The organism is Bradyrhizobium sp. 149, from assembly GCF_023073915.1.
In the GTDB taxonomy this organism is placed as follows: Bacteria; Pseudomonadota; Alphaproteobacteria; order Rhizobiales; family Xanthobacteraceae; genus Bradyrhizobium.
Window position 1 is genome coordinate 336,144 of sequence record NZ_JADPKK010000013.1, and the last position, 22,338, is coordinate 358,481.

Annotated in this window: 18 protein-coding genes and 1 pseudogene; 11 read left to right on the top strand and 8 right to left on the bottom strand. The window is 63.3% G+C overall.

All coding sequences use genetic code 11. The features are described 5' to 3' along the window. Positions 1-10: 10 nt before the first annotated feature. The 3 genes and pseudogenes from IVA88_RS07000 to IVA88_RS32355 all read left to right on the top strand — a co-directional run. Positions 11-1,246 (top strand): putative DNA modification/repair radical SAM protein, encoded by a 1,236-nt coding sequence (locus IVA88_RS07000; RefSeq protein WP_247496547.1) that lies wholly within the window; start codon positions 11-13, stop codon positions 1,244-1,246. Next, positions 1,246-2,688 (top strand): UdgX family uracil-DNA binding protein, encoded by a 1,443-nt coding sequence (locus IVA88_RS07005; protein ID WP_247496548.1) that lies wholly within the window; start codon positions 1,246-1,248, stop codon positions 2,686-2,688. The genes IVA88_RS07000 and IVA88_RS07005 overlap by 1 nt, the downstream gene beginning before the upstream one ends. Positions 2,689-2,768: 80 nt before the next feature. Then, positions 2,769-3,230, top strand: a pseudogene (locus tag IVA88_RS32355) (inorganic phosphate transporter); the annotation flags it as partial. Between the two features lie 87 nt (positions 3,231-3,317). On the opposite strand, the gene IVA88_RS07020 reads toward IVA88_RS32355, so the two are convergent. Then, positions 3,318-4,490: a M20 aminoacylase family protein gene (locus tag IVA88_RS07020; protein ID WP_247496549.1), complete on the bottom strand. Its 1,173-nt coding sequence runs from the start codon at positions 4,488-4,490 to the stop codon at positions 3,318-3,320. 175 nt (positions 4,491-4,665) lie between these two features. On the opposite strand from IVA88_RS07020, the gene IVA88_RS07025 reads away from it, so the two are divergent. The 5 genes from IVA88_RS07025 to IVA88_RS07045 all read left to right on the top strand — a co-directional run bounded on the left by IVA88_RS07025 (position 4,666) and on the right by IVA88_RS07045 (position 9,172). Continuing rightward, a complete protein-coding gene (locus IVA88_RS07025) occupies positions 4,666-6,285 on the top strand; it encodes a GMC family oxidoreductase N-terminal domain-containing protein (protein WP_247496550.1) in 1,620 nt (539 codons plus the stop codon). Positions 6,286-6,425: 140 nt separating this feature from the next. Then, the gene (locus tag IVA88_RS07030; protein WP_247496551.1) at positions 6,426-7,370 is read left to right on the top strand and encodes a metallophosphoesterase; all 945 of its coding nucleotides are present in this window, start codon (positions 6,426-6,428) and stop codon (positions 7,368-7,370) included. Between the two features lie 23 nt (positions 7,371-7,393). After that, entirely contained in the window at positions 7,394-7,729 is a 336-nt protein-coding gene (locus IVA88_RS07035) for a cupredoxin family copper-binding protein (RefSeq protein ID WP_247496552.1), read from the top strand. 142 nt (positions 7,730-7,871) lie between these two features. Further along, entirely contained in the window at positions 7,872-8,420 is a 549-nt protein-coding gene (locus tag IVA88_RS07040; RefSeq protein ID WP_247496553.1) for a sigma-70 family RNA polymerase sigma factor, read from the top strand. Next, a complete protein-coding gene (locus IVA88_RS07045; RefSeq protein ID WP_247496554.1) occupies positions 8,417-9,172 on the top strand; it encodes an anti-sigma factor in 756 nt (251 codons plus the stop codon). Before IVA88_RS07040 ends, IVA88_RS07045 begins: the two co-directional genes overlap by 4 nt. A 15-nt stretch (positions 9,173-9,187) precedes the next feature. Here the strand turns inward: IVA88_RS07045 and IVA88_RS07050 are convergent, their stop codons facing one another. Beyond that, positions 9,188-9,592 carry a GFA family protein gene (locus IVA88_RS07050; RefSeq protein ID WP_247496555.1) on the bottom strand — a complete coding sequence of 135 codons (405 nt, stop codon included), beginning with the start codon at positions 9,590-9,592 and terminating at the stop codon, positions 9,188-9,190. Positions 9,593-9,707: 115 nt separating this feature from the next. Continuing rightward, complete coding sequence (gene hpnO, locus IVA88_RS07055; RefSeq protein WP_247496556.1) at positions 9,708-11,099, bottom strand: aminobacteriohopanetriol synthase HpnO; 1,392 nt, start codon at positions 11,097-11,099, stop codon at positions 9,708-9,710. A 141-nt stretch (positions 11,100-11,240) separates the two neighbouring features. Between hpnO and IVA88_RS07060 the strand changes: the two genes are divergently transcribed. Further along, a complete protein-coding gene (locus IVA88_RS07060; protein WP_247496557.1) occupies positions 11,241-11,873 on the top strand; it encodes a DUF2147 domain-containing protein in 633 nt (210 codons plus the stop codon). Here the strand turns inward: IVA88_RS07060 and IVA88_RS07065 are convergent. After that, positions 11,841-14,429, bottom strand: coding sequence for an MMPL family transporter (locus IVA88_RS07065; protein WP_247496558.1), 2,589 nt, complete (start codon positions 14,427-14,429; stop codon positions 11,841-11,843). The genes IVA88_RS07060 and IVA88_RS07065 overlap by 33 nt on opposite strands. A gap of 463 nt (positions 14,430-14,892) precedes the next feature. Between IVA88_RS07065 and ispH the strand changes: the two genes are divergently transcribed. Both ispH and hpnH read left to right on the top strand, forming a co-directional pair. Then, positions 14,893-15,819, top strand: a complete 927-nt coding sequence (gene ispH, locus IVA88_RS07070; RefSeq protein WP_247496559.1) for a 4-hydroxy-3-methylbut-2-enyl diphosphate reductase — start codon at positions 14,893-14,895, stop codon at positions 15,817-15,819. A gap of 35 nt (positions 15,820-15,854) precedes the next feature. Continuing rightward, complete coding sequence (hpnH, locus tag IVA88_RS07075; RefSeq protein WP_247496560.1) at positions 15,855-17,015, top strand: adenosyl-hopene transferase HpnH; 1,161 nt, start codon at positions 15,855-15,857, stop codon at positions 17,013-17,015. 207 nt (positions 17,016-17,222) lie between these two features. Here the strand turns inward: hpnH and IVA88_RS07080 are convergent, their stop codons facing one another. From IVA88_RS07080 to IVA88_RS07095, 4 genes are all read right to left on the bottom strand, one after another. Beyond that, on the bottom strand, positions 17,223-18,569 hold the full coding sequence (locus IVA88_RS07080) for a carbohydrate porin (protein ID WP_247496561.1): 1,347 nt from the start codon (positions 18,567-18,569) through the stop codon (positions 17,223-17,225). A gap of 152 nt (positions 18,570-18,721) precedes the next feature. Then, complete coding sequence (locus IVA88_RS07085) at positions 18,722-19,780, bottom strand: ABC transporter permease (RefSeq protein WP_247496562.1); 1,059 nt, start codon at positions 19,778-19,780, stop codon at positions 18,722-18,724. Further along, entirely contained in the window at positions 19,777-21,303 is a 1,527-nt protein-coding gene (locus IVA88_RS07090) for a sugar ABC transporter ATP-binding protein (protein ID WP_247496563.1), read from the bottom strand. Before IVA88_RS07090 ends, IVA88_RS07085 begins: the two co-directional genes overlap by 4 nt. Positions 21,304-21,353: 50 nt before the next feature. Then, complete coding sequence (locus IVA88_RS07095) at positions 21,354-22,316, bottom strand: sugar-binding protein (RefSeq protein WP_247496564.1); 963 nt, start codon at positions 22,314-22,316, stop codon at positions 21,354-21,356. Positions 22,317-22,338: the final 22 nt, after the last annotated feature.

Genomic DNA, 22,338 nt, shown 5'->3' on the forward strand with positions numbered 1-22,338 from the left:
GGTTTTAGGTATGGACGTGCAACGTAAGCTGGAGATTCTGGCAGACGCCGCCAAGTACGACGCGTCCTGCGCCTCCAGCGGCACCGAGAGGCGGGATTCCAGCGACGGCAAGGGCATGGGCTCGACCGCGCCCGGCATGGGCATTTGCCATTCCTACGCGCCGGACGGCCGCTGCATCTCGCTGCTCAAGGTGCTGCTGACCAACGCCTGCAATTACGACTGCCTCTATTGCGTCAACCGCGCTTCCTCCAACGTGCCGCGCGCCCGCTTCACCATCGACGAAGTGGTCAAGCTGACGCTCGACTTCTACCGGCGCAATTACATCGAAGGGCTGTTTCTCTCCTCCGGCATCATCCGCAGCCCCGACTACACCATGGAGCAAGTGGTGAGCGTCGCGCGAAAACTACGCGAAGAGCATCATTTCCGCGGCTACATCCATCTCAAGACGATCCCGGAGGCCGACGATGCATTGATCTCCGAGGCCGGCAAATATGCCGACCGTCTCTCCATCAACATCGAGATGCCGCAGGAAACGAGCCTGCAGCAATTCGCGCCCGAGAAAGACGTGCGCGCGATCCGCCGCACCATGGGCCGGCTGCGGCTGAAGCTGGACGAGGCCGAAGAAAGCCGCAGCGCGAAAACGAAAGCCAAGCCGCAGCGCTTCGCGCCGGCCGGCCAAAGCACGCAGATGATCGTCGGCGCCGACGCGGCCTCCGACCACACCATCCTTCACACTAGCGCCAATCTCTACGGCTCATACAAACTGAAGCGCGTCTACTATTCCGCGTTCAGCCCGATCCCCGATGCCAGCCGCGCACTGCCTCTGCGCGCGCCGCCCTTGCTGCGCGAGCATCGACTCTACCAGGCCGACTGGCTGATGCGGTTCTACGGTTTTGATGTCGGCGAGATCGTCGACGACAGCGCGATGCTGCCGCTCGACACCGATCCAAAGCTCGCTTGGGCGCTGCGCCACCGCGACCGCTTCCCTCTCGACGTCAACCGCGCCAGCCGCGAGGAATTGTTACGCGTGCCGGGCTTCGGCACCAAGGCGGTCGAGCGCATCATCGCGACGCGCCGCACGACCACGATCCGCGTCGCCGATCTCGCGCGGCTGCGTGTGCCCCGGAACAAGGCGCTGCCGTTCATCGTCCTCAGCGATCACCGGCCCCCGCGGCATCGCCTCGACGAGGCCCGGCTGATCGAGCGGTTCAAGCCGAAGGCAACGCAACTGGGGTTTGGCTTCTGATGCAGTTCATTACTCTCGACACCGAAACCGATTTCGACGGCTGGCGCAAAGCCGCCCGTGCGCTCGTGCTTCACGAGGTGAAGCCGGCCGACGTCACCTGGGTCGTGCAGGGCGGTGAAGCGGAGCTGTTCGCGCCGCCCTCGCCGTCTCCGCTGCCGGATGGCAGCGATAGCACCTTCAACGTGCCGGCAAAATTCGTCGAACTCGCCAAGGCCGCGATCCTAAATCGCGACAGCGAACGTTTCGCGATCCTTTATCGGTTGCTGTTTCGGCTGAAGAACAATCACGACCTCATCGAGGTCGCGACCGATCCCGATGTCGCGCAAGTCACGGCCATGGCGAAGGCGGTCTACCGCGACGAGCACAAGATGCATGCCTTCGTGCGCTTCCGTGAGATCGGCAGGGAACGCGAAGCACATTATGTCGCCTGGTTCGAGCCGGAGCATCACATCGTCGAGCTTGCCGCGCCGTTCTTCGCCAAGCGCTTTGCAGACATGCCCTGGTCGATCCTGACGCCCGATTTGTGCGCGCATTGGGATGGCCACGCGCTCTCGTTCACATCAGGCGTCAGCAAGAGTGAGGCGCCGAGCGAAGACCGGCTGGAGGAAACCTGGCGGCACTACTACGCCAGCATCTTCAATCCGGCCCGCCTGAAGGTGAAGGCGATGCAAACGGAGATGCCGAAGAAATATTGGAGGAACCTGCCCGAGGCTTCGATCATTAAGCCTCTGATCGAGGACGCCGAACGCATGGCCGGCGCCATGATCGCAAATGCCGCAACCGATCCGCACAAGCCTCAAAAGCGGCCGGAGGCTCCGATGAGACGCAAGACCGCAACCGACGATCTCGAAGCGCTCCGCGAGGAGGCCGCCCACTGCCGGGCCTGCCATCTCTACAAGGACGCCACCCAGACCGTGTTCGGCGAAGGCCCGAAGTCCGCCAATATCATGCTGGTCGGCGAACAGCCCGGCGACAAGGAAGACCTCGCCGGCCACCCCTTCGTCGGTCCCGCCGGCCAGATGCTCGACCGGGCACTGGCGGAAGCCGGCGTCGACCGCAAGAAGGTCTATGTCACCAACGCGGTGAAACACTTCAAATTCGTGCCGCGCGGCAAAATCCGCCTGCATCAGAAGCCGGCGACGCCGGAAATCCGCGCCTGCCGGCAGTGGTATGAGCGGGAAGTCTCAGTAATCCAGCCCGATCTTATCGTGGCGATGGGCGCCACGGCCGCGCAAAGCGTGTTCGGCAAGATCACCCCGATCGGCAAAAACCGCGGCCGGCTGATCGACCTTCCCGACGGCCACAAGGCGCTGGTGACCGTGCACCCGTCCTATCTGCTCCGGCTGCCCGATCCGGAAGCCAAGGTGCTGGAATATCGGCGCTTTGTTGAAGACCTGAAGATCGTTGCCGGCTTGCAGAGGAAAGCCGCGCGCGCCGCCTAAATACAGGCGGGAAAACGCCTTTCAGGCGCCGCTTGTCATCCAGCCTTCAAATCCATCGGGGACAATCGCCCTTACAGAAAGTGGGCAACACCCGCAACGACATGCACATGACTTCGGAAGCCATCCGCTTCCTGATGAAGGACAAGGCGAACCATCTCAGCAAGGACGACGTCGCATTGCTCAACACCTACAAGGGCTCGCTCGATCGCCGCCACGAAGTTCATCCCAACCTGGGTGAAGGTCGCTGTTGCCATCGCGCTCGGCCTCGGCACCATGATCGGCTGGAAGCGTATCGTCATCACGGTTGGTGAGAAGATCGGCAAGACCCATCCACCTACGCGCAGGGCGCCGCCGACGTGTTCGGCCTGCCGGTCTCGACCACCCACGTGCTGTCGTCCGGCGTCGCGGGCACCATGGCCGCCAACGGCTCGGGCCTGCAATGGCCGACGATCCGCAATCTGCTGATGGCATGGGTGCTGACGCTGCCCTGCGCGATCGCGTTGTCGGCCACGCTCTACGTGATCTTCTCGCGGGTCTTCTGAAGCCGATCACGTCACTCAAAGACAATGGGCCCGTGCGATGCACGGGCCCTTTTCATGTGCGCTTTCGGCTTGACCTTGCGTTTGGCGTTACGCTGCCGCGAGCGATTCCTCGACCAGCTTGACCCAGTACGACGTGCCGTAAACGATCGCCCCGTCGTCGAAATTGTAGGCGGGGTGATGCAGGCCCGCGCTGTCGCCGTTGCCGCAGAAGATGAAGGCGCCGGGGCGCGCTTCCAGCATATAGGCGAAATCCTCACCGCCCATCAGCGGTGACATCTCGAGCACATTAGCCTCGCCCGCTACCTGCCCGGCGATGCGACGCGCAATCTCGGTCTCCGCGGCGTGGTTGTTCACCACGGGATAATTCCGCTTGTAGTGCAGATCGATCTTGGCGCCGGTAATCTGCGCCACGCCCGCCACCACCTCGTGCACGCGCTTCTCGACCAGCTTGCGCACCTCCGGCGACAGCGTGCGGATGGTGCCCCTCAGTATCGCGGTTTGCGGAATAACGTTGCGGGCATTGCCCGCGTGGAACTCGCAGATCGAGATCACGGCCGACTCCAGCGGATCGACGCTGCGCGCGACGATCGACTGCAGCGCCGTGATCACCTGCGCGCCGACCAGAACGGAATCGACGCATCTGTGCGGCCGCGCGGCATGGCCGCCGAGGCCCTCGATCATAATATCGACCTCGTCGGTCGCCGCCATGATCGGACCTGGCCGGATCGCGAACGAGCCCACCGGAATGCCCGGACCGTTGTGCATGCCGTAGACCTGCTCGATGCCGAAGCGCTCCATCATTCCGTCCTTGACCATGGCCAAGCCGCCGGCGCCGCCCTCCTCAGCCGGCTGGAAGATGACCACCGCATCGCCGGCGAAGTTGCGGGTCTCAGCGAGATAACGCGCAGCACCGAGCAGCATCGCGGTGTGGCCGTCATGGCCGCAGGCGTGCATCTTGCCGGGGGTTTTCGAAGCGTAGGGCAGGTTGGTCTGTTCCTCGACCGGCAGCGCATCCATGTCGGCACGCAGGCCGATGGCCTTGAGGCCCTCGCCGACTGGCTTGCTGCCCTTGATCACGCCGACCACGCCGGTCTGGCCGATGCCCGTCACGACCTCATCGCAGCCGAATTCGCGCAGGCGGTCCGCGACGAATGCTGCGGTGCGGTGGACGTCATAGAGCAGCTCAGGATGCTGGTGGATGTCCCGGCGCCAGGCCTGAATATCGGGTTGAAGGTCGGCGACGCGGTTCACGATGGGCATGGAGGGTCTCAAGCCTTATTGAAAATACAGGACTGTCTACCATGCAAGCACCAGTCCACCCAACTGCCGGCGATCGGGGTCTTGCCCTGCTCGCCCGGCATGGCCGGGCTTGTCCCGATCCGCCGCGTCTGCCTATTAGGACGGAACGTTAAGTGACCATCCGGGTGGAAGCAGAATGCCAAGGCGGCTCGAAGGTGAGTTTGACTACATTGTCGTTGGGGCCGGCACGGCGGGCTGCATCGTCGCCAACCGGCTGTCGGCCAATTCCAGCAATCGCGTCCTCGTTCTCGAAGCCGGCGGCGACGACAACTGGATCTGGTTCCACATTCCCGTCGGCTATCTCTTCGCCATCGGCAATCCGCGCTCGGACTGGATGTTCAGGACCGAGGCCGAGCCCGGCCTGAACGGCCGCTCGCTTGCCTATCCCCGCGGCAAGGTGATCGGTGGCTGTTCGTCGATCAACGCCATGATCTCGATGCGTGGACAGGCCGCCGATTACGATCACTGGCGCCAGCTCGGCATGACAGGCTGGGGTTATGATGACGTACTGCCGCTGTTCAGGCGGCTCGAGGATCACTTCCTCGGTCCCAGCGAGCATCACGGCACCGGAGGCGGCTGGCGCATTGAGGCGCCGCGGCTGTCCTGGGACGTTCTCGACGCCGTTGGCGACGCTGCCGAGGAGATGGGCATCAAGCGCATTCCGGATTTCAACACCGGCGACAACGAAGGCACCAGCTATTTCCACGTCAATCAGAAGCGCGGCCGGCGCTGGTCGTCGGCGCGCGGCTTCCTCAAGCCAGCACTGAACCGCCGGAATCTGCGGCTCGAGAAGCATGTGCTGGTCGATCGTCTGATCATCGAGCAGCGCCGCGCCGTCGGCGTGCGCTTCATCCAGAATGGCGAGATCATCGAGGCGCGTGCGAAACGCGAGGTGATCCTCTCGGCAGGGGCGATCGGCTCAGTGCAGGTGCTGCATCGCTCCGGCATCGGGCCCGCCGACTGGCTGTCCCCGCTCGGCATCGACATCGTGATGGACGAGCCCGGCGTCGGTCGCAATCTCCAGGACCATCTCCAGCAGCGCGCGATCTACAAGGTCGAGGGCGTGCGCACACTGAACGAGACCTATTACAATCTGGTCCGACGCGGCCTGATGGGGCTCGACTACGCCTTCCGCCGCCGCGGTCCCCTGACCATGGCACCGTCGCAGCTCGGCATCTTCACGCGCTCCGATGCAACGCGCGCGCGCGCCAACATCCAATTCCACGTGCAGCCGCTGTCGCTCGACAAGTTCGGCGATCCCCTGCACCGCTTCCCCGCGATCACGGTGAGCGCCTGCAATCTCCAGCCGACATCGCGCGGCACCGTTCGTCTGCGTTCGGCGACGCCGAACGAGAAGCCGATCATCGCGCCGAATTATCTTTCAACGGACGACGACCGTCAGGTCGGCGCCGACGCCATTCGTACCACCCGCCGTCTGATGCAGCAGAAGGCGCTGGCAAAATATCGCCCGAGCGAGTATCTGCCAGGCCCCTCCGTCGGCGACGATGATGCCTCGCTGGCAAAAGCCGCCGGCGACATCGGCACCACCATCTTCCATCCCGTCGGCACCGCGAAAATGGGCGCGGTGAGCGATCCGATGGCCGTGGTGGACGAGCGGCTGCGCTTCTACGGTCTCGAAGGCTTGCGCATCGTCGATGCCTCGATCATGCCGACGATCACCTCAGGCAACACCAACACGCCGACCGCGATGATCGCGGAGAAAGGCGCGACGATGATCCTGGAGGATGCGCGTTAGAGATCGCGGCTCCCGGACGCGGCGCCGCGCCTCCTGACACGCCCCCCTCGCTCACGAAAACGTCATCTCTTCCAGGAATAAATCCGTCCCTCCGCCAATCACCTCCCCGAAGCCCAATTCCGGGTGAGAGGAGACGCGCGATGAGCGGACACGATCACGGCGACGACGGCGTCAGCCGCCGCAAGGTGCTGGAATGCATGACCTGGGCCGGCACCGGAGTGCTCTGGACCATCACGGGCGGGGTCCCGCGCTCGCTCGGCATCATCGATTCCGCGCAAGCCGCGACCGCGGCTGCGTCCGGCATGACGTTCCTCCAGATCAGCGACAGCCACGTCGGCTTCGACAAGCCGGCCAACCCAAACGCGCTCGGCACGCTGGAGGAGGCCATCAACAAGATCACCGCGATGCCGGCCAAGCCGTCGTTCATGATCCATACCGGCGACATTACTCATTTGTCGAAGGCCGCCGAATTCGACAACGCCGATCGTATCATCTCGCAGAGCAAACTGGACGTGCACTACGTGCCCGGCGAGCATGACTTCCTCGACGAGGAAGTAAAATTCTATCGCGAGCGCTACGGCCGGGGCACCAAGGGCCAGGGCTGGTATTCGTTCGACGCCGGCGGCGTACACTTCATCGGCCTCGTCAATGTCATCGATCTCAAGGCCGGCGGTCTCGGCAATCTCGGCGCCGAGCAACTCGCCTGGCTCGAGGACGACCTGCGCGGCAAGTCGAAATCGACGCCGATCGTGCTGTTCGCCCACATCCCGCTCTGGACCGTCTACCCCGAATGGGGCTGGGGCACCGAGGACGGCGCTCGCGCGCTGGAACAGGTGAAAGGCTTTGGTTCGGTCACCGTGCTGAACGGCCATATCCATCAGGTGATGCAGAAGGTCGAGGGCAACGTCACCTTCCACACTGCACGCTCCACCGCCTTCCCTCAGCCGGCGCCGGGAGCCGCACCCTCGCCCGGACCGATGAAGGTCGAAGACGCAAAGCTCCGCGCCATGCTTGGCGTTGCCAGCATCAACTTCAAGCAGAACGAGCAGCGGCTCGCGATCATCGATACGCCGCTCCAGGGTTGATGCAGGGCTAACGGAAGCTGACAATGAAGACACTCAATCGCCGCGACTTCGGTGTCGACTTCGGTCTCGCTTTGGCCGCGGCCGTCCTGTTGCCCGTCACAACCGCCCGTGCCGACGACATTGAGGTGCATATCGACAATTTCGTCTTCCAGCCGGCCGAGCTCAAGATCAAGGTCGGCACCACCGTGACCTGGACCAACCGGGACGACATCCCGCACACCGTGGTGTCGGCCGGCAAGTTCAGGTCCAAGACGCTGGACACTGACGACAAGTTCTCGTTCACCTTCACCAATGCGGGCGACTATAAGTATTTTTGTTCGCTGCACCCGCAAATGACGGGGATGATCAAGGTTGAGTAACATCTCGAACCAAGGCATCAACGTCTTGCCCGGCCGGTGGTCCCACGCCGGCCGGGCTGGTGTGCCCTCGATCACACAAAGGGACGAAACGAACGGCGAAGAAACCAAGCAACGAGCAGAACAAGTGGCAAAGCGAGGAGCGATGCCCGTGAGCGACGATCTGCAGAGGGCGCAGCACTTCCGCGAGGCGACGCTGCCCCATCTAGATGACGTCTACACGCTCGCGCGCTATCTGCTGCGCGACGCCTCCGACGCCGAAGACGCGGTGCAGGAGTGCTATCTGCGCGCGCTGAAGCATTTCGACAGCTATCGCGGGCCGGCGATGAAGCCCTGGCTGTTCGCGATCCTGCGTAACGTCTGCAACGCCGAATACGCACGGCGCGCGCATAGGCACAGCCCGATCGAGGATACGCCCGGCGCTGCCGAGCAGACGCCGATCTGGCAGGAGACCGAGGCAAGCCCCGAAACCGAAGTGCTGCGCAGCCGCGATGCAGGCGCGGTCCGCAAGCTGATCGACGCGCTCGCCGAGCCGTTCAAGGAAACATTCGTGCTGCGGGAGATCAACAACCTGTCCTATCGTGAAATCGCCGACGCCGTCGGCGCGCCCGTCGGCACCGTGATGTCCCGCCTCGCCCGCGCCCGCGCCATGCTGCGCGCGGCCTGGACGGCGGAAGAGGAGCAAGCAAGATGACCTGCGACGACGCAAGGATCCTGCTTCACGCGCTGCTCGACAACGAGCTCGATGCCGGCCATGCGCGCGAGGTCGAAGCCCATATCGCCAGGTGCCCGGCCTGCGCTGCGGAGTTTTTGGCACAACGCGACATGCAGCGCGTACTCGCAGACGCCGATTTGCGCTACACCGCTCCGACGAGTTTGCGCACCCGGATCGAGGCTTCGCTGCCGCAGCCGCAGCGCCAACAACCGAGCCGCCGCTCCGTGCTGCGCGGCTTTGCGATGGGCTCGGCAGTCTCCGCGCTCGCCGCCTCTGGCGTCGTCGCGGTGGTGCTGCGCCAGGACGACCAGCAGCGCATCCTGTCGGAGGTCGTCTCCGCGCATCTCCGCTCGCTCCAGGCCGGCCACCTCATTGACGTGGTCTCGACCGACCAGCATACGGTGAAGCCGTGGTTCAACGGCAAGCTTGACGTCGCCCCGCCCGTGATCGACCTCACCGCGCAAGGTTTTACGCTGGTCGGCGGCAGGCTCGATTATATCGACGCACGTGCCATCGGTGCGGTCGTCTACAAGCGCCGCCAGCACGTGGTCAATCTGTTCGTGTCGCAGACATCGAATGCGGAATACCGCGCGCCCAAGACCGAAACCATGCAGGGCTTCAACTGCCGGCGCTGGGGCAATCGCGGCCTGAACTTCTGGGCCGTCAGCGATCTCGCCGCCGACGAGCTTGCCGAATTCGTCGAGAAGTTCGAGGCGGCGATAACGGGTTAGCCTCTGCGCATGCAGTCATTCGAGCGGAGGAAATCGTTCGAAGACGGGCAGTTCGTGAGCCCGCTCCATCCAGCCAATCCGCTCAGCGACCTGAATGTGCATCGTCGCCGGAACTGCATCGGGGTCATCATAGGTGCCGCTCTGGATATCGATGATATCAGGCATCAGGTTTTCGTTGATGTAGAACAGCCCCGTGCCGCAATCGGCGCAGAAGAGCCGTCGTCCATGCTCGGATGATTGATAGATCTTCGGCTGACCGCGCACGACTTTGACCGCTTTGAGCGAATACATCGCCCAGCCGACCATCGGTGCCCCGGAGTGGCGGCGGCAATCCGCGCAATGGCAGAGCGCGTGCACCATCATGTCGCCGTTCACTTCATAGCGGATCGCGCCGCAATGACAGCCGCCAGTCAAAGGCATCGCCCACTCCTCTCCCGGTCAGGTCAATGCCGGAAAATAAGTGTCGATTTGGAATTTCAGGAGACGGACTGCTTCAGCAGGTCGCACGTCGCGACATCAGGCCGCAGCAGAGGCCTTACGCAGACCTTCGCACCGCGTTGTCCACCAACGTCTTGCCGAGCGACCAGATTGCGCCGGGGACCTTGTGACTGCCGGCGATGACGTCGTCGAAGGCGCGCTCGATCCAGCCGCAATCCTCCTCGGTGATGGTGAGCGGCGGCAGAAGCTTGATGGTGTGGCTGCCATGGCCGGCGACTTGCGTGAGGATTTTGTGATCCTTGAACAGCGGCACGGTGATGAGCTGGCAGAACAGGCCCTTGTTGGCGGCTTCCAGCACGTTCCAGGACGCGCGGAGCCGCAGCGACTTCGGCGGACCGAACTCGACACCGATCATCAGGCCCTTGCCGCGCACTTCCTTCAACAGCTCGTAGCCGGGCACCATGCGCGTGAGCGCGAGGCGCAGCTCGGCACCGCGCTTGGCGGCGGCCTCGATCAGCTTCTCGGACTCCATGACGTCGAGCGTGGCGATGCCGGCGGCCATCGCGAGGTCGTTCTTGGAGAAGGTGGAGCCGTGCACCACAGCGCGGTCCATCTGGTTGAAGATCTTGTCGAAGATGCTCTTGCGCGTCAGCACGGCGCCGACCGGCACGTGGCCCCCGGACAGTGACTTCGACAGCAGCACCATGTCGGGCTCGACGTTCCAGTGCTCGACCGCGAGGAAGCGGCCGGTGCGGCCCATGCCGGTCTGGATCTCGTCGGCGACGAACAGCGTGCCGTATTTCTTGCAGAGCGCAGCCGCACCCGGCAGGAACTCGTCGGTGGGCATGTTGACGCCCTTGCCCTGGATCGGCTCGATGACGAAGGCCGCCACCTCGCGCGAGGCCAGCGCCTTTTCGAGCGCAGCGAGATCGTTGAACGGGATTGAGGTGCAGCCCGGCAGCAGCGGCTCGAAGCCGGTGCGGAAATTCGAATCACCCGTCAGGGACAGGGCGCCATAAGTCAGGCCGTGATAGCCATGGGCGCAATAGACGATCCCGGGCCGGCCGGTGGCGCCGCGGGCGAACTTGATCGCGGCTTCGACGCATTCGGCGCCGGAATTGGCGAAGAACGCCTTGTCGAGATAGGGGACGTACTTCAAAAGCCGCTCGGCAAGCACGCCGGCAAGCACCGAGACGTCGAACTGGACGAGGTTAGGCAGCTCCGCATCGAGCACGCTCTTGAGCGCCTCGCGCATGACGGGATGATTGCGTCCGATCGCAAACACGCCAAACCCGGACAGGAGATCGAGATAGCGCGCCCCGTCGCGGTCGTAGAGGTACTGTCCCTGCCCCTTCTGGAAGCCGACATCATAGCCGATGGTCTTCAGAACCCGAACGAACTGCTCGTTCAAATGCCGATTATGCAGGGCGCTGCGCTGGGCCTGACGGTCCGCGAACAGCTGAGACATGTCTGGATTTGGGCTGTGCATCCGCTACATACTTCGGTTGAGGGCCGTCTCGTCAACTGAAAACGGACCGTTGCCGAAAACGGTCTGTGCGGCCTTTTGCCCTTTTTCGGACCATCTTCGCAAGCACAGCTTTAGACCATGTTGCACTGCCAAGGAACTATCATGCGTTTAGCCCTTTACACCGGACTAATACTGGCTGGCGGTTACACCTGCCTGACCCCGGCGCTCGCGGCCGATCCCACCGGCGACTGGCGGGTTGCCGACGGCGTCGCCAACATTCGTGTCGCCCAATGCAACGGCAGCATGTGGGGCGCGGTTTCCTGGGAAAAACAGCCCGGCGGCCGCGATGAAAACAATCCGGACGCGTCGAAAAAGACCAGGCCCACTCTGGGCATGGCCACCCTGATCGACATGAAGAAAAAGCCCGGCGCCGATCAGTGGGAAGGTCAGGTCTATAACGCCAAGGACGGCCAGCTCTACAGCGCAACCATCACGCCGGTTGGCACCGACCAGCTCGAGATCAAGGGCTGCGTCATGGGGTTCTTGTGCGGTGGCGAGACCTGGACCCGGGTCGGCCCCCCGATTCCCTTGAGCCCCGCCAACGCCATGGCCAAGGGCGCGCCGAAGTCCACCGGACCTGCCCCGAAAGCCCAGGGAACGACGGTTGCTGCAGCGCCTCAGCCTGCGCCCGCAGCCCCGAAACCCGCCGGCACTGCCAAGCCCGGTCAGAAGGGCGCCGCCGACCAGGTCGGCGACATCTGCCTACTCCCTGAGATTGCGGGGTTTGCCCATTAGGGCAGGCTGGAACAGCAGCACGGCGGCGAGCGTCGTCACCAGCGACAGCGCAAGCAGCTTGCCCATGCTGGACGTGCCGGGATGGCTCGACAGCCACAGGCTGCCGAACGCGGTCGCCGTCGTCAGCGCGCTGAAAAAGATCGCACGCGTCAGGCTGGTCTGGAGCAGGTTTGTCCTGCCCGAGCGCCAGGCAACGACATAGTAGATCTTGAAGGCCACGCCGACGCCGAGCAGCAGCGGGAACGCGACGATATTGGCGAAGTTGAGCGGCAGGCCGATCAGCACGCAGATCTCGAGGGTCACCGCGCCGGCAACCAGCAGCGGCACCAACGTCATCAGCACGTCGACGAACCGGCGCAGCGTGATCCAGAGCAACAGGCCGATCACCAGCAGGGCATAAATTCCGGCATGGATGAACGCCTTCACCACAGTGTCGCCGGATTTCAGGATCGAGACCGGGCCGCCGATCGCGGTCGGCTCAGCAACGAGCACCGCCGCCGCAAATTTGCGCAGCGTGTCGTTGTCGTTGGGGTCGCCCTTCGGCAGCGCCTCGACGCGGATGATGCCGTCCTTGCTCTTCCAGGCGCTGACGAGATCTGCCGGCAATGACTTCAGGGTGACCGGCTCGGCCTGCATAGCGTTCCGGAGCTGGTCGAACACGATCTTCATCGGCGTCACGAACACGTCCTGCGCCTTGTTCCGCATGGCCTCGTCGCCGTTGGCGAGCTTGTCCAGCGCGTCCGCGAGCCGGCGCGAGGCGACCGCACCCGGGCCCTTCGCATCGCCTGCGGTCCGGCGCAGATTGTCGACCGAGGATTTCAGCGCATCGACGTTTTCCTTGTCCGACGGCGCGGCGTCGATCTGGTCGGGATTGAGCGCGGGGTTCAGCACCTTGGCGCCCTGCGCGAGCAGCTTCAGCTTTGGCGGCTGGTCTTGAGGAACGAAGCTGTTGAGCGACATCACGCGCAACACCTCCGGCACCTTCTCCAGCTTCGCCTCGACCTGCCTTGCCTGCTCTTCCGACGTCGTCATCACGTTGATGGCATTGGCGCCGGTGTTGGGATCCTTGCGCAAATCGAGGAAGGTCGCGATCGACTCGGCCTTCGGGTTGCGCAGGTTCATCGGGTTGAAGTCGAACTTCATGAAGTAGAGGAGCGGCAGACCGGCGAGCGCCAGGAGCAGCGTGCCCCCCACCACCAGCACGCGGTGCTTCTCCAGGAAATGGTCGAGCGGCGCGAGGAAGGCGTAGCCGACCGGCTCCTTCTCGCCAGGCGGATTCAACAGCTTCAGCAGCGCCGGTAGGATGGTGATCGAGGAGACGAAGGCGACCAGCATGCCGACGCCGGCGATCTGGCCGAGTTCGGCAATACCCTTGTAGTCGGTCGGGATGAAGCAGAGGAAGCCGGCCGCGGTCGCCATCGCTGCCAGCGACAGCGGGATCGCCGAGCGCTTGGCCGCCAGCACCAGCGCGCCCGAGAGATCGTTGTGCTTGTAGCGCTCCGAACGGTAGCGAACGCTGTACTGGATGCCGAAATCGACGCCGAGGCCGACGAACAGCACGGCGAACGCGATCGACAGCAAATTGAGCGAGCCCACCATCATCAGGCCGGCGGCGGTTGTCAGCGCAAGACCCACGAAGAGATTGATGAACACGGCGAAGATGATCTTCGCCGAATGCAGCGCCAGCCACAGGATCAGGAGCACGACAAGGACCGTGCCGACGCCGTTGACGATGGCGCCTTCCTGGACGGTTGCATATTCCTCGTTGGCGATCGGGACCGGACCGGTCAGCCGCACCCGCGCCTGGTATTTGGTGGCAAAATCCAGATCGGCGGCGGCCTTGCGGATCGCGTCGGTGGCGCCCTTGCCGGGCTCCAGCGCGTTGTAGTCGAGGATCGGCTTGAACTCGATGAAGGCGCGCTTGTCCGAATCCGTCAGCGGCTCGTCACTGACGAGCTCGCGCCAGGAGAAGGTCGCATTGCCCTTGTTGAGCACGGTTTCGACCGTCTGGGCGATCTGGTTGAATGGCCGCGCGGTGTTGTCGAGCTTGACCTGGCCGCGCTTGACGCCGGCAAGTCCGGTCTCCAGTGCACCGGTCAGGCCGCGGATCGAGGGATCGCCTGCCATGATCTCGATCAGGGGCGCGGCGGATTCGAATTGGCCGGTGACCTTGGCGACCTCCTCGGTCGGCAGGAACAACAGACCGTTCTTCTCGAAGAACTCGCCGGTGCCGAGCTGCTGCATCGACTGGAAGTTGGTCTTGTCGTCCTTCAGCTTGGCATAGAGCGCGTCCGACGCCGCCGTCGCCATCTCCGGCGTCTTGGCTTCCACGACCGCCGTAATCGTCGCATCGCGGTCGAAGGCGCGATCGAACTGCTGGTCGCGTTGGCGCCAGTCCAGATTTTGGGCAATCAGCGAATTGATGTCGGTGTTGATGGCGAAGTGCCGGGACGTGTAGTAGCCCGCCCCCACCGCCAGCAGGAGCCCGAGAACGACGACGAGGGAGGCAAACCGGGTGCAGGCCCTGACGATGGCAACGACTACGCTTTGCAGCACTACTTTTCTTTCTGCGGTTAACAGCTTGCCGGAAACGCCCGCTGTTTAACGGAGTTCCCAGCCGAAACCTATTGCTGTTTTGAGTGGTTATCGCGGCCAGAAGGTTCGAGGTAAACGGCGACAGACCGCGGCAAAATCATGTGGGCGCGGTCGGTATAGCCGGGGAGTTGAGGCGGGAAAGTGACGAAGGGGCGGGCACACATGTCGCCATTTTACTCACGGGACAGCCGCTACTATACTACCGCAAAAGTGATCCCGTACGGAACCAAAGTTCATTCCTCCTTTCCTAGCTGCCGATTTTTTGACACAAAGTATTGCGCCTTCCATGCACCCGAGCCCCGACGGGGGTGGGCGGCTACCGCGTGCCAAACCGATGGTGCGGATATTGCAGCTCATTGGTCAGTATCGGAGTGCCCCGGGGACTTCGGAAGCGGATTGGTTCAACTTGCGTGATGGGCGTCCAATGGAAGTTTATCTGGCGCAACCGCGTGGCTTTTGCGCGGGAGTGGTGCGTGCGATCGAGATCGTGGAACGGGCGCTGGAGAAGTACGGCCCGCCCGTCTACGTCCGCCATGAGATCGTGCACAACAAGTACGTGGTCGAGAGCCTGAAAAACAAAGGCGCCATCTTCGTTGAGGAGCTGTCAGAGGTGCCGCCAAAGGCAGTGACGGTCTTCAGCGCTCATGGTGTGGCCCGCAGCGTCGAGGAAGAAGCGGCCGCGCGCGACCTTCCGGTGCTTAATGCCACCTGCCCCCTGGTCACGAAAGTTCACAATCAGGGGAAGCGCTACATCGCCAGGGGCCGCACCCTGATCCTCATTGGCCATGACGGCCACCCCGAGGTCGAGGGTACGATGGGCCAGGTCCCCGCCCCCGTACTGCTGGTCCAAAGCGTTGAAGACGTTAAGGCCCTTGAGCTGCCGGCAGATACGCCAGTGGCCTATATCACCCAGACCACCCTATCGGTGGATGACACGAAGGATATCATTTCGGCCCTACAGACCCGCTTTACAGATATTCAAGGTCCGGATATCCGGGATATCTGCTATGCGACACAGAACCGCCAATCTGCGGTAAGGGACTTGAGCAAGCTGGTCGACGTGATCTTGGTGGTGGGCGCCGCCAATAGCTCGAACTCGAACCGGCTCCGCGAAATTGGCACTGAGGCCGGCGTCGCGAGTTATTTGATCGCCGACGGCAGCGCGCTCAATCCCGAGTGGTTGAAAGATGCCAGGACCGTCGGCGTCACGGCCGGCGCCTCGGCGCCTGAGGTACTCGTGGATGACGTGATCGAAGCGATGCGGCGGATCGGACCGGTCAAGGTCTCGGTACTGCCGGGCCGCGAGGAAAACATCGAATTCCGGCTTCCGGCCCAACTGGCTGCGAGCTGACCTACCTGAATTTCAAGCCCAGAAAGAAACTTGTAATGGCTATCCCCTTCTTCAAGGAAATGCGTATCGGCGGTTATTTGATCAAGCAGAAACTGCTTGGCCGCAAGCGCTATCCGCTCGTGCTGATGCTGGAGCCGCTATTTCGCTGCAACCTCGCCTGCGTCGGCTGCGGCAAGATCGATTATCCGGATGCGATCCTCAACCGCCGCATGACCGCACAGGAGTGCTGGGACGCGGCCGACGAGTGCGGCGCGCCGATGGTCGCCATTCCCGGCGGCGAGCCGCTGATCCACAAGGAGATCGGCGAGATCGTGCGCGGCCTCGTCGCGCGCAAGAAGTTCGTCTCGCTCTGCACCAACGCGCTGCTGCTGGAGAAGAAGCTCGACCTGTTCGAGCCCTCGCCCTATCTGTTCTTCTCCGTGCATCTCGACGGCCTGAAGGAGCACCACGACAAGGCCGTGTCGCAGAAGGGCGTGTTCGACCGCGCCGTCTCCGCGATCAAGGCGGCCAAGGCCCGCGGCTTCACCGTCAACGTCAACGCCACCATCTTCGACGGTCATCCGGCCGAGGAGATCGCGAAATTCCTCGACTTCACCACCGAGCTCGGCGTCGGCGTCTCGATGTCGCCGGGCTACGCCTATGAGCGCGCGCCCGACCAGGAGCACTTCCTCAACCGCACCAAGACCAAGAAGCTGTTCCGCGACGTCTTTGCGATGGGCAAGGGCAAGAAGTGGAATTTCATGCATTCCGCCCTTTTCCTCGACTTCCTCGCCGGCAACCAGGAATACGAGTGCACGCCCTGGGGCATGCCCGCGCGCAACATCTTCGGCTGGCAGAAGCCCTGCTATCTGCTTGGCGAAGGCTATGCCAAGACCTTCAAGGAGCTGATGGACACCACCGACTGGGAGACCTACGGCACCGGCAAGTACGAGAAGTGCGCCGACTGCATGGCCCATTGCGGCTACGAACCGACCGCGGCGACCGCAGCCATCAACAACCCGCTGAAGGCGATGTGGGTGTCGCTGCGCGGCATCAGGACCACGGGCCCGATGGCGCCCGAGATCGACATGAGCAAGCAGCGCCCGGCGCAGTACATCTTCTCGGCCGAAGTGCAGAAGCGCCTGTCGGAGATTCGCAAGGACGAGGCCGCCGCCGCGCAGGAGAAGGCCGCGCGGAAGGCTTCGACTGCTGCGTAAGCGCGCGAGCCGACACGAACGAAAAAGGCCCAGTCGCCATTGGCGACCGGGCCTTTTGTTTTGTTCAGCTCAAGCGCCAAGGGGAAGACCGACGCGATGTGCGGGGCTACGCTCCTTCCCCTCCTTGCTGGGTTGGGCCGACCTCATGCAAAAAAATGAATATCCCCCATGCGTGCCCGGGCTTTCACATCAGGCGTTAGCGTCCCATCAGAAGTGAACCTCGGTGCGCATGCCGAGAACCACGGCATTGTCGGTCTTCACGCCCGCGGCGTTGTAGCCGCGCCCGCCGGGATTGATCACATATTGCGCATCGAATTTGAGGTTCAGCCAGCCGGCCGCCTGCCATCCGTACCAGACTTCGATCGGAACTTCGTTGCCGCCGGCGTTGGGGCTCAGCGCCGCCGTGTTCACATGCGTCGTGCCCACCGCGAAGCCGACTTCGTCCTGGGGACGCCAGGAGAACGTTCCGGTGTGCCTGAAGCCCAGGGCGATCTGGTAATCCTGGTACGACGTCCGATGATCGGCAACGGTCGTATTGAGGAAGGTGTACCAACCCTGTGCGCCGGGACCGTCGACGGTCAACCGTTGCAGGATCGACTCGTAGACACCGTAGCGGCCTCTTTGATCGCTGAGATTTTGATCTGGGACGCCGCCGACCCCCGGAATGGTGCTGATAACACCCGGAAGACCACCATCAATGGACGAGGCGCTGTCGTACCAGCCGCCAACTCTCCAGGTCCCGGTCAAGGGCCCCTTCGGCGCCCAGACCAACTCCACCGGCACCATCACGCCACTGGCGCGATTTGAGGCGGGAATGCCGGGCAAGAAATAGACGCCAGGGTCTGACGTCGTCAGGTAACCCGGATTGGCGTCGTAGACGCCGACCGAAACCGTGAATTCCGGCGCGATCTTGTAGTGGACGACACCGGCCCACTGGCTCACCGGCCAGTTGTAGATGTACCCGCCCTGGATGTTGCCGGGCTGGCCGCCGCAGAAGGTCAGGTTGATGAACTCGCACAAACCGAAGAAGAAGTCGGAGCCGACCGGAAGACGGCCGCCCTTCAGTTCGAGGCGATCATCGAACAGCTTCTGGGAGTAGTAGAGCTGTGTCAGACGCAGGATATTGCCGCGGCCGAACACTTCGTTGGTCAGCTGCAAGGCGGGAATGTCCGCTTCGGTATTCAGGTTCTTGCCGAAGCGATCGACCAGCGTGAGGCCGACCGTGCCGCCGGGAATGCCGGCAAGTTTTCCCATGTCCAGCTTCGCGCCAAACCACAACTGGCCCGCGTTGGCTGCGGTGTTCCTGCTTCCGCCCGAAAGGTTGCCGACGGATTCATTACCGAGCGTCAAGCCGATATCGATGCCCTGCTCCTTGAGCTTGGTCCTGCCGAGATCGCCGAACAGATAGGGTCTCGTCCAGAAATCGTCAGCCGCATAAGGAACAGGAGCGGCCTTGGTCGAAAAATCCGCCGCATGTACCGCACCGCCAAGCAGCGATGAGAAAGCAATCCCCACACCGCACGCACATGCGGTGTTCACAAACCTGCGCAACATTTGTCTCGTCCTCCCGCCGTCTCAGGCCTTGTCATCCCTTGCCTCACGTTCCTGCCCAAGCCATCAAGCCCGGAACGCGCTCCTTCCCGAGCCCACACCGTCGCAGCCGCGCGCCCACGAAGCTGCTTTGTGTCGACTGGAGCCTGGATCCGTCATGCCTGGTCGCCCGTTCTCGCCGGCAACGCGTCCGCGTTGCGCGCTGCTGCGCCCTGCTGTCTTTCAGCTGTCGACCGTGGCCTCGCGCGGACCACGCCAGCCAGCGCCATCTTGCGCCGCCGTCGTGCCTGCAACTGATGATCCGCCAACACGCCGATCAGAATCACCGTCCCCATCACCGCGAAGTTCAGGGAATTGGGGATGCCCAGGATATTCACGAGGTTCTGCAGCACCTGCAGCAGCGCAGTCCCCAGCACGATACCGAGAATGGAGCCTTCGCCGCCGCGCAGGCTGCACCCGCCCAGCACGGCCGCCGCGATCGCGTAGAGCTCATAGAAATTGCCGAACGAGCTCGGCGACACCGAATTCGTGTAGAACACGAACAACACTGTTGAAATTCCGGCGAGCCCGCCGCTGATGATATAGGCGGTCGCGATCACGATATTCGTGCTGATGCCTGAGAAGCGCGCCGCTTCCTCGTTCTTGCCGACGGCATAGAGCCAGCGCCCGTAGACCGAACGGTGCAGCAGCACGCCGAGGACAAGCGCGAGGATGATCAGAAGGATGAAGGTGTTCGGGAGGCCCGCCACATTGCCGGAGGCGATGCTGCTCAGCGTCGCGGCCTCGTCGCCATAGCCGAAGCCGCGTGTCGAGTCGCTCGTATAATAGCGAGCGGCGCCGCGATAGATCAGTAAGCCGCACAGCGTCACGATGAAGGGCTGCATCTTCAGCCGGGTGACGAGGAAGCCCTGAATTCCTCCCAGCGCCAGCCCGCCCAGCAGCACGGCCAGCAGCGCCAGGGGCCACGGGACCTCGTAAGTCGTCAGAAGGTCGATGAATACGACGCCGAGCAGCGCGAACATCGAGCCGAGCGAGAGGTCGATGCCGCCGGTGATGATCACGAGTCCCTCGCCGAGCGCAAACACACCGAACAGGCCGATCAGATTGGCCATGTTCAGCAGGTTCACCAGCGACAGGAAGGCCGGATTGATCGCGCCCGTGACGGCGGAAATCACCACGAGCAGCAGGACGAGGCCGAGATCTTTCTTGTTCATGGCGCCGCCGCTTCCACCGTGTCCGGCGCCTGGCCGATTGCAAGCTGCAACACGTTGTATTCGCTGAACTGCTCCCGCTCCAGCACGCCACTGACGCTGCCTTCATGCATCACCGCAATCCGGTCCGAGACGCCAATGACCTCCTCCATATCCGAAGAAATCATCACAATCGCGACGCCCTGGTCGGCGAGCTCGCGCATCAGCGCGTAGATCTCGCTCTTGGCGCCGACGTCGACGCCGCGGGTCGGTTCGTCGAAGAACATCATGCGCGGCTGCATGGAAAGCCACTTGCCCAGCACGACTTTCTGCTGATTGCCGCCGGAGAGCGTCACGGCTTCCATGTCGATGCTCGGCACCTTGATGGAGAGCCGCCTCACCTGCTCTTTCGCGACCTTGCGTTCGGCCGGGCCGCTGACCAGCCACATCCGCGCATAATTCAGCAGGCTCGCCAGCGTGACGTTCTCCCGGATCGGCAGCTCCAGCACGAGCCCGGATTTCTTGCGGTCCTCCGGCAGCAGATAGATGCCTTGCCGGATCGCGTCCCGCGGCGATGCGATAGCGATCGGGGCGTTGTCGATCCTGATCTCGCCGCCCAGCAGCGGGTCGATGCCGAACGCCGCGCGGGCCAGGGACGTGCGACCGGCGCCCACGAGCCCTGCAAGTCCAAGGATCTCGCCATGCCGGACCGAAAGATCGATCTGCCGGTCGGGAAACGCCGATGTCACGAAGCCGACGATGTCGCAGCCGCCCGGCTGCGATGGCCGCTTCGGCGGCGTATGCAGCGCCTTCAGGTCGCGACCGATCATCAGCCGGATCATCGCGGCATGGCTGAGCTCGTTCCGCGCAAGCTCGCCCACCGTGCGCCCGTCGCGCAGCACCATGACGCGGTCGGCGCAAGTCGTGATCTCGCCGAGCCGGTGAGAGATATAGATCACCGAAATCCCGTGCGCCTTCAGATCTGCAATCACCTCCAGCAGCCGCTCCGTCTCCGAAATCGTCAGGCTGGAGGTCGGCTCGTCCATGATGATCACGCGGGCGTCGATCGAGAGCGCCTTGGCGATCTCCACCATCTGACGTTCGGCGATCGACAGATTTTCGACCAGCGTGTCCGGAGTGAAATCGGCGCCCAGCCGCTCCAGCAACGGCGTCACGCGGGCGCGCATCTCCGCGCTGTCCACTAGCTTGAGCGGGCCGCCGACAAGCTTCTCACGTCCGATGAAGACATTCGCGGCGACGTCGAGATTCTCGAACAGGTTCAGTTCCTGATGCACGAAGGCGATGCCGGCCTGCGTCGCCTCGTTCACTGTCATACGGGCGTGTTCGGTACCGCCGATGCGGATCACGCCCTTGCTCGGCGCGACAACGCCACCCAGCACGCGCATCAGCGTCGATTTGCCGGCGCCGTTCTCGCCAATCAGGCCCAACACCTCGCCGCGGCACACCCGCAGGCTGACGTCATCGAGGGCCATGACCCCGGGATAGGACTTGCTGATCCCGGCGAGTTCGAACAGGATTTCCGCCATTCATTCCTCCTGCATGACGCCCGACGGCTGTGCCGCCGGGCGCCTGAAACTCACTTCTTGAGGAGGTTCTTCAGATCTGCGGTGAACTCCGCGACGTTGGACTTGCTGATCACCTTGGTCGGCACGATCAGCTTGCCGCCCGGCGGAATCCAGGACTTGTCGCCATTCAGCGTCTTGATGATGTTGGTGGCGGAGAGATAGCCGAACTCGTACGGCTGCTGCACCACCGTCGACTCGATCGTGCCGTCGGAAACGCCCCGCAGCGTGCGCTGGTCCTCATCGAAGCCGACGATCTTCACCTTGCCGGCCTTGCCCGCCGCCTTGACCGCGTCATAGATCAGCGGTGTCTCGTAGCTCCAAAGGCCCGACAACAGCGCAATGTCGGGATATTTGACCAGCACGTTCTCCACGTTCGCCTTGGCCTTGGCGAAGTCCACCTGATCGGTGAACACGTCGACCAGCTCGACCTTGGTGCCGGCGATCGCGTCCTTGATCCCCTGCACCCGCTCGCGGGCATTGTCCGCGTCCATCGTGCCGACGAACAGCGCGATCTTGCCCCCGTTCGGCAGCGCCTTCTTGATCTCTTCGCCCGCCTGCCGCCCGGCCGCGACGTTGTCGGTGCCGATATAGGCGAGACGATTGCTCTGCGGCGCGTCGCTGTCCGTCGTGATCAACACGGTCTTGGCCGCAACTTTGTTGAGCTCTTCGGTCGCGTGCGGCGCATCGTCGACCGAGATGGAGATGCCGGCGACACCGCGCACCAGCAGATCGTCGAGCTCGCGCCGCTGGCCCGCCGCCGTGCCTTCGTTGGTGACGATCAATTCGATGTTGTAGTCCGGGTGTTCCTTCTGCGCTTTTTCGAGCCCTCGGCCCGCGATGGTCCAGAAGTCGGCCGCGACGTTGGTGACCAGCGCGATGGTCTTTTTCTGTTGGGCCTGCGCCGTTCCCGTCGCCATCGCGAGCGCGGCGGTGGCGAGCAACGCCACTAGCAATCTTTTGATCGATCCGTTCATGTGTACCTCCCTTGGTCCCCCG

What these genes read in the sequence shown, in the direction of transcription:
- IVA88_RS07000 (WP_247496547.1), top strand. Translation starts at nt 11, where the DNA reads ATGGACGTGCAACGTAAGCTGGAGATTCTGGCAGACGCCGCCAAGTAC.
- IVA88_RS07005 (WP_247496548.1), top strand. Translation starts at nt 1,246, where the DNA reads ATGCAGTTCATTACTCTCGACACCGAAACCGATTTCGACGGCTGGCGC.
- IVA88_RS07020 (WP_247496549.1), bottom strand. Translation starts at nt 4,490, where the DNA reads ATGCCCATCGTGAACCGCGTCGCCGACCTTCAACCCGATATTCAGGCC.
- IVA88_RS07025 (WP_247496550.1), top strand. Translation starts at nt 4,666, where the DNA reads ATGCCAAGGCGGCTCGAAGGTGAGTTTGACTACATTGTCGTTGGGGCC.
- IVA88_RS07030 (WP_247496551.1), top strand. Translation starts at nt 6,426, where the DNA reads ATGAGCGGACACGATCACGGCGACGACGGCGTCAGCCGCCGCAAGGTG.
- IVA88_RS07035 (WP_247496552.1), top strand. Translation starts at nt 7,394, where the DNA reads ATGAAGACACTCAATCGCCGCGACTTCGGTGTCGACTTCGGTCTCGCT.
- IVA88_RS07040 (WP_247496553.1), top strand. Translation starts at nt 7,872, where the DNA reads ATGCCCGTGAGCGACGATCTGCAGAGGGCGCAGCACTTCCGCGAGGCG.
- IVA88_RS07045 (WP_247496554.1), top strand. Translation starts at nt 8,417, where the DNA reads ATGACCTGCGACGACGCAAGGATCCTGCTTCACGCGCTGCTCGACAAC.
- IVA88_RS07050 (WP_247496555.1), bottom strand. Translation starts at nt 9,592, where the DNA reads ATGCCTTTGACTGGCGGCTGTCATTGCGGCGCGATCCGCTATGAAGTG.
- hpnO (WP_247496556.1), bottom strand. Translation starts at nt 11,099, where the DNA reads ATGCACAGCCCAAATCCAGACATGTCTCAGCTGTTCGCGGACCGTCAG.
- IVA88_RS07060 (WP_247496557.1), top strand. Translation starts at nt 11,241, where the DNA reads ATGCGTTTAGCCCTTTACACCGGACTAATACTGGCTGGCGGTTACACC.
- ispH (WP_247496559.1), top strand. Translation starts at nt 14,893, where the DNA reads ATGGAAGTTTATCTGGCGCAACCGCGTGGCTTTTGCGCGGGAGTGGTG.
- hpnH (WP_247496560.1), top strand. Translation starts at nt 15,855, where the DNA reads ATGGCTATCCCCTTCTTCAAGGAAATGCGTATCGGCGGTTATTTGATC.
- IVA88_RS07080 (WP_247496561.1), bottom strand. Translation starts at nt 18,569, where the DNA reads ATGTTGCGCAGGTTTGTGAACACCGCATGTGCGTGCGGTGTGGGGATT.
- IVA88_RS07085 (WP_247496562.1), bottom strand. Translation starts at nt 19,780, where the DNA reads ATGAACAAGAAAGATCTCGGCCTCGTCCTGCTGCTCGTGGTGATTTCC.
- IVA88_RS07090 (WP_247496563.1), bottom strand. Translation starts at nt 21,303, where the DNA reads ATGGCGGAAATCCTGTTCGAACTCGCCGGGATCAGCAAGTCCTATCCC.
- IVA88_RS07095 (WP_247496564.1), bottom strand. Translation starts at nt 22,316, where the DNA reads ATGAACGGATCGATCAAAAGATTGCTAGTGGCGTTGCTCGCCACCGCC.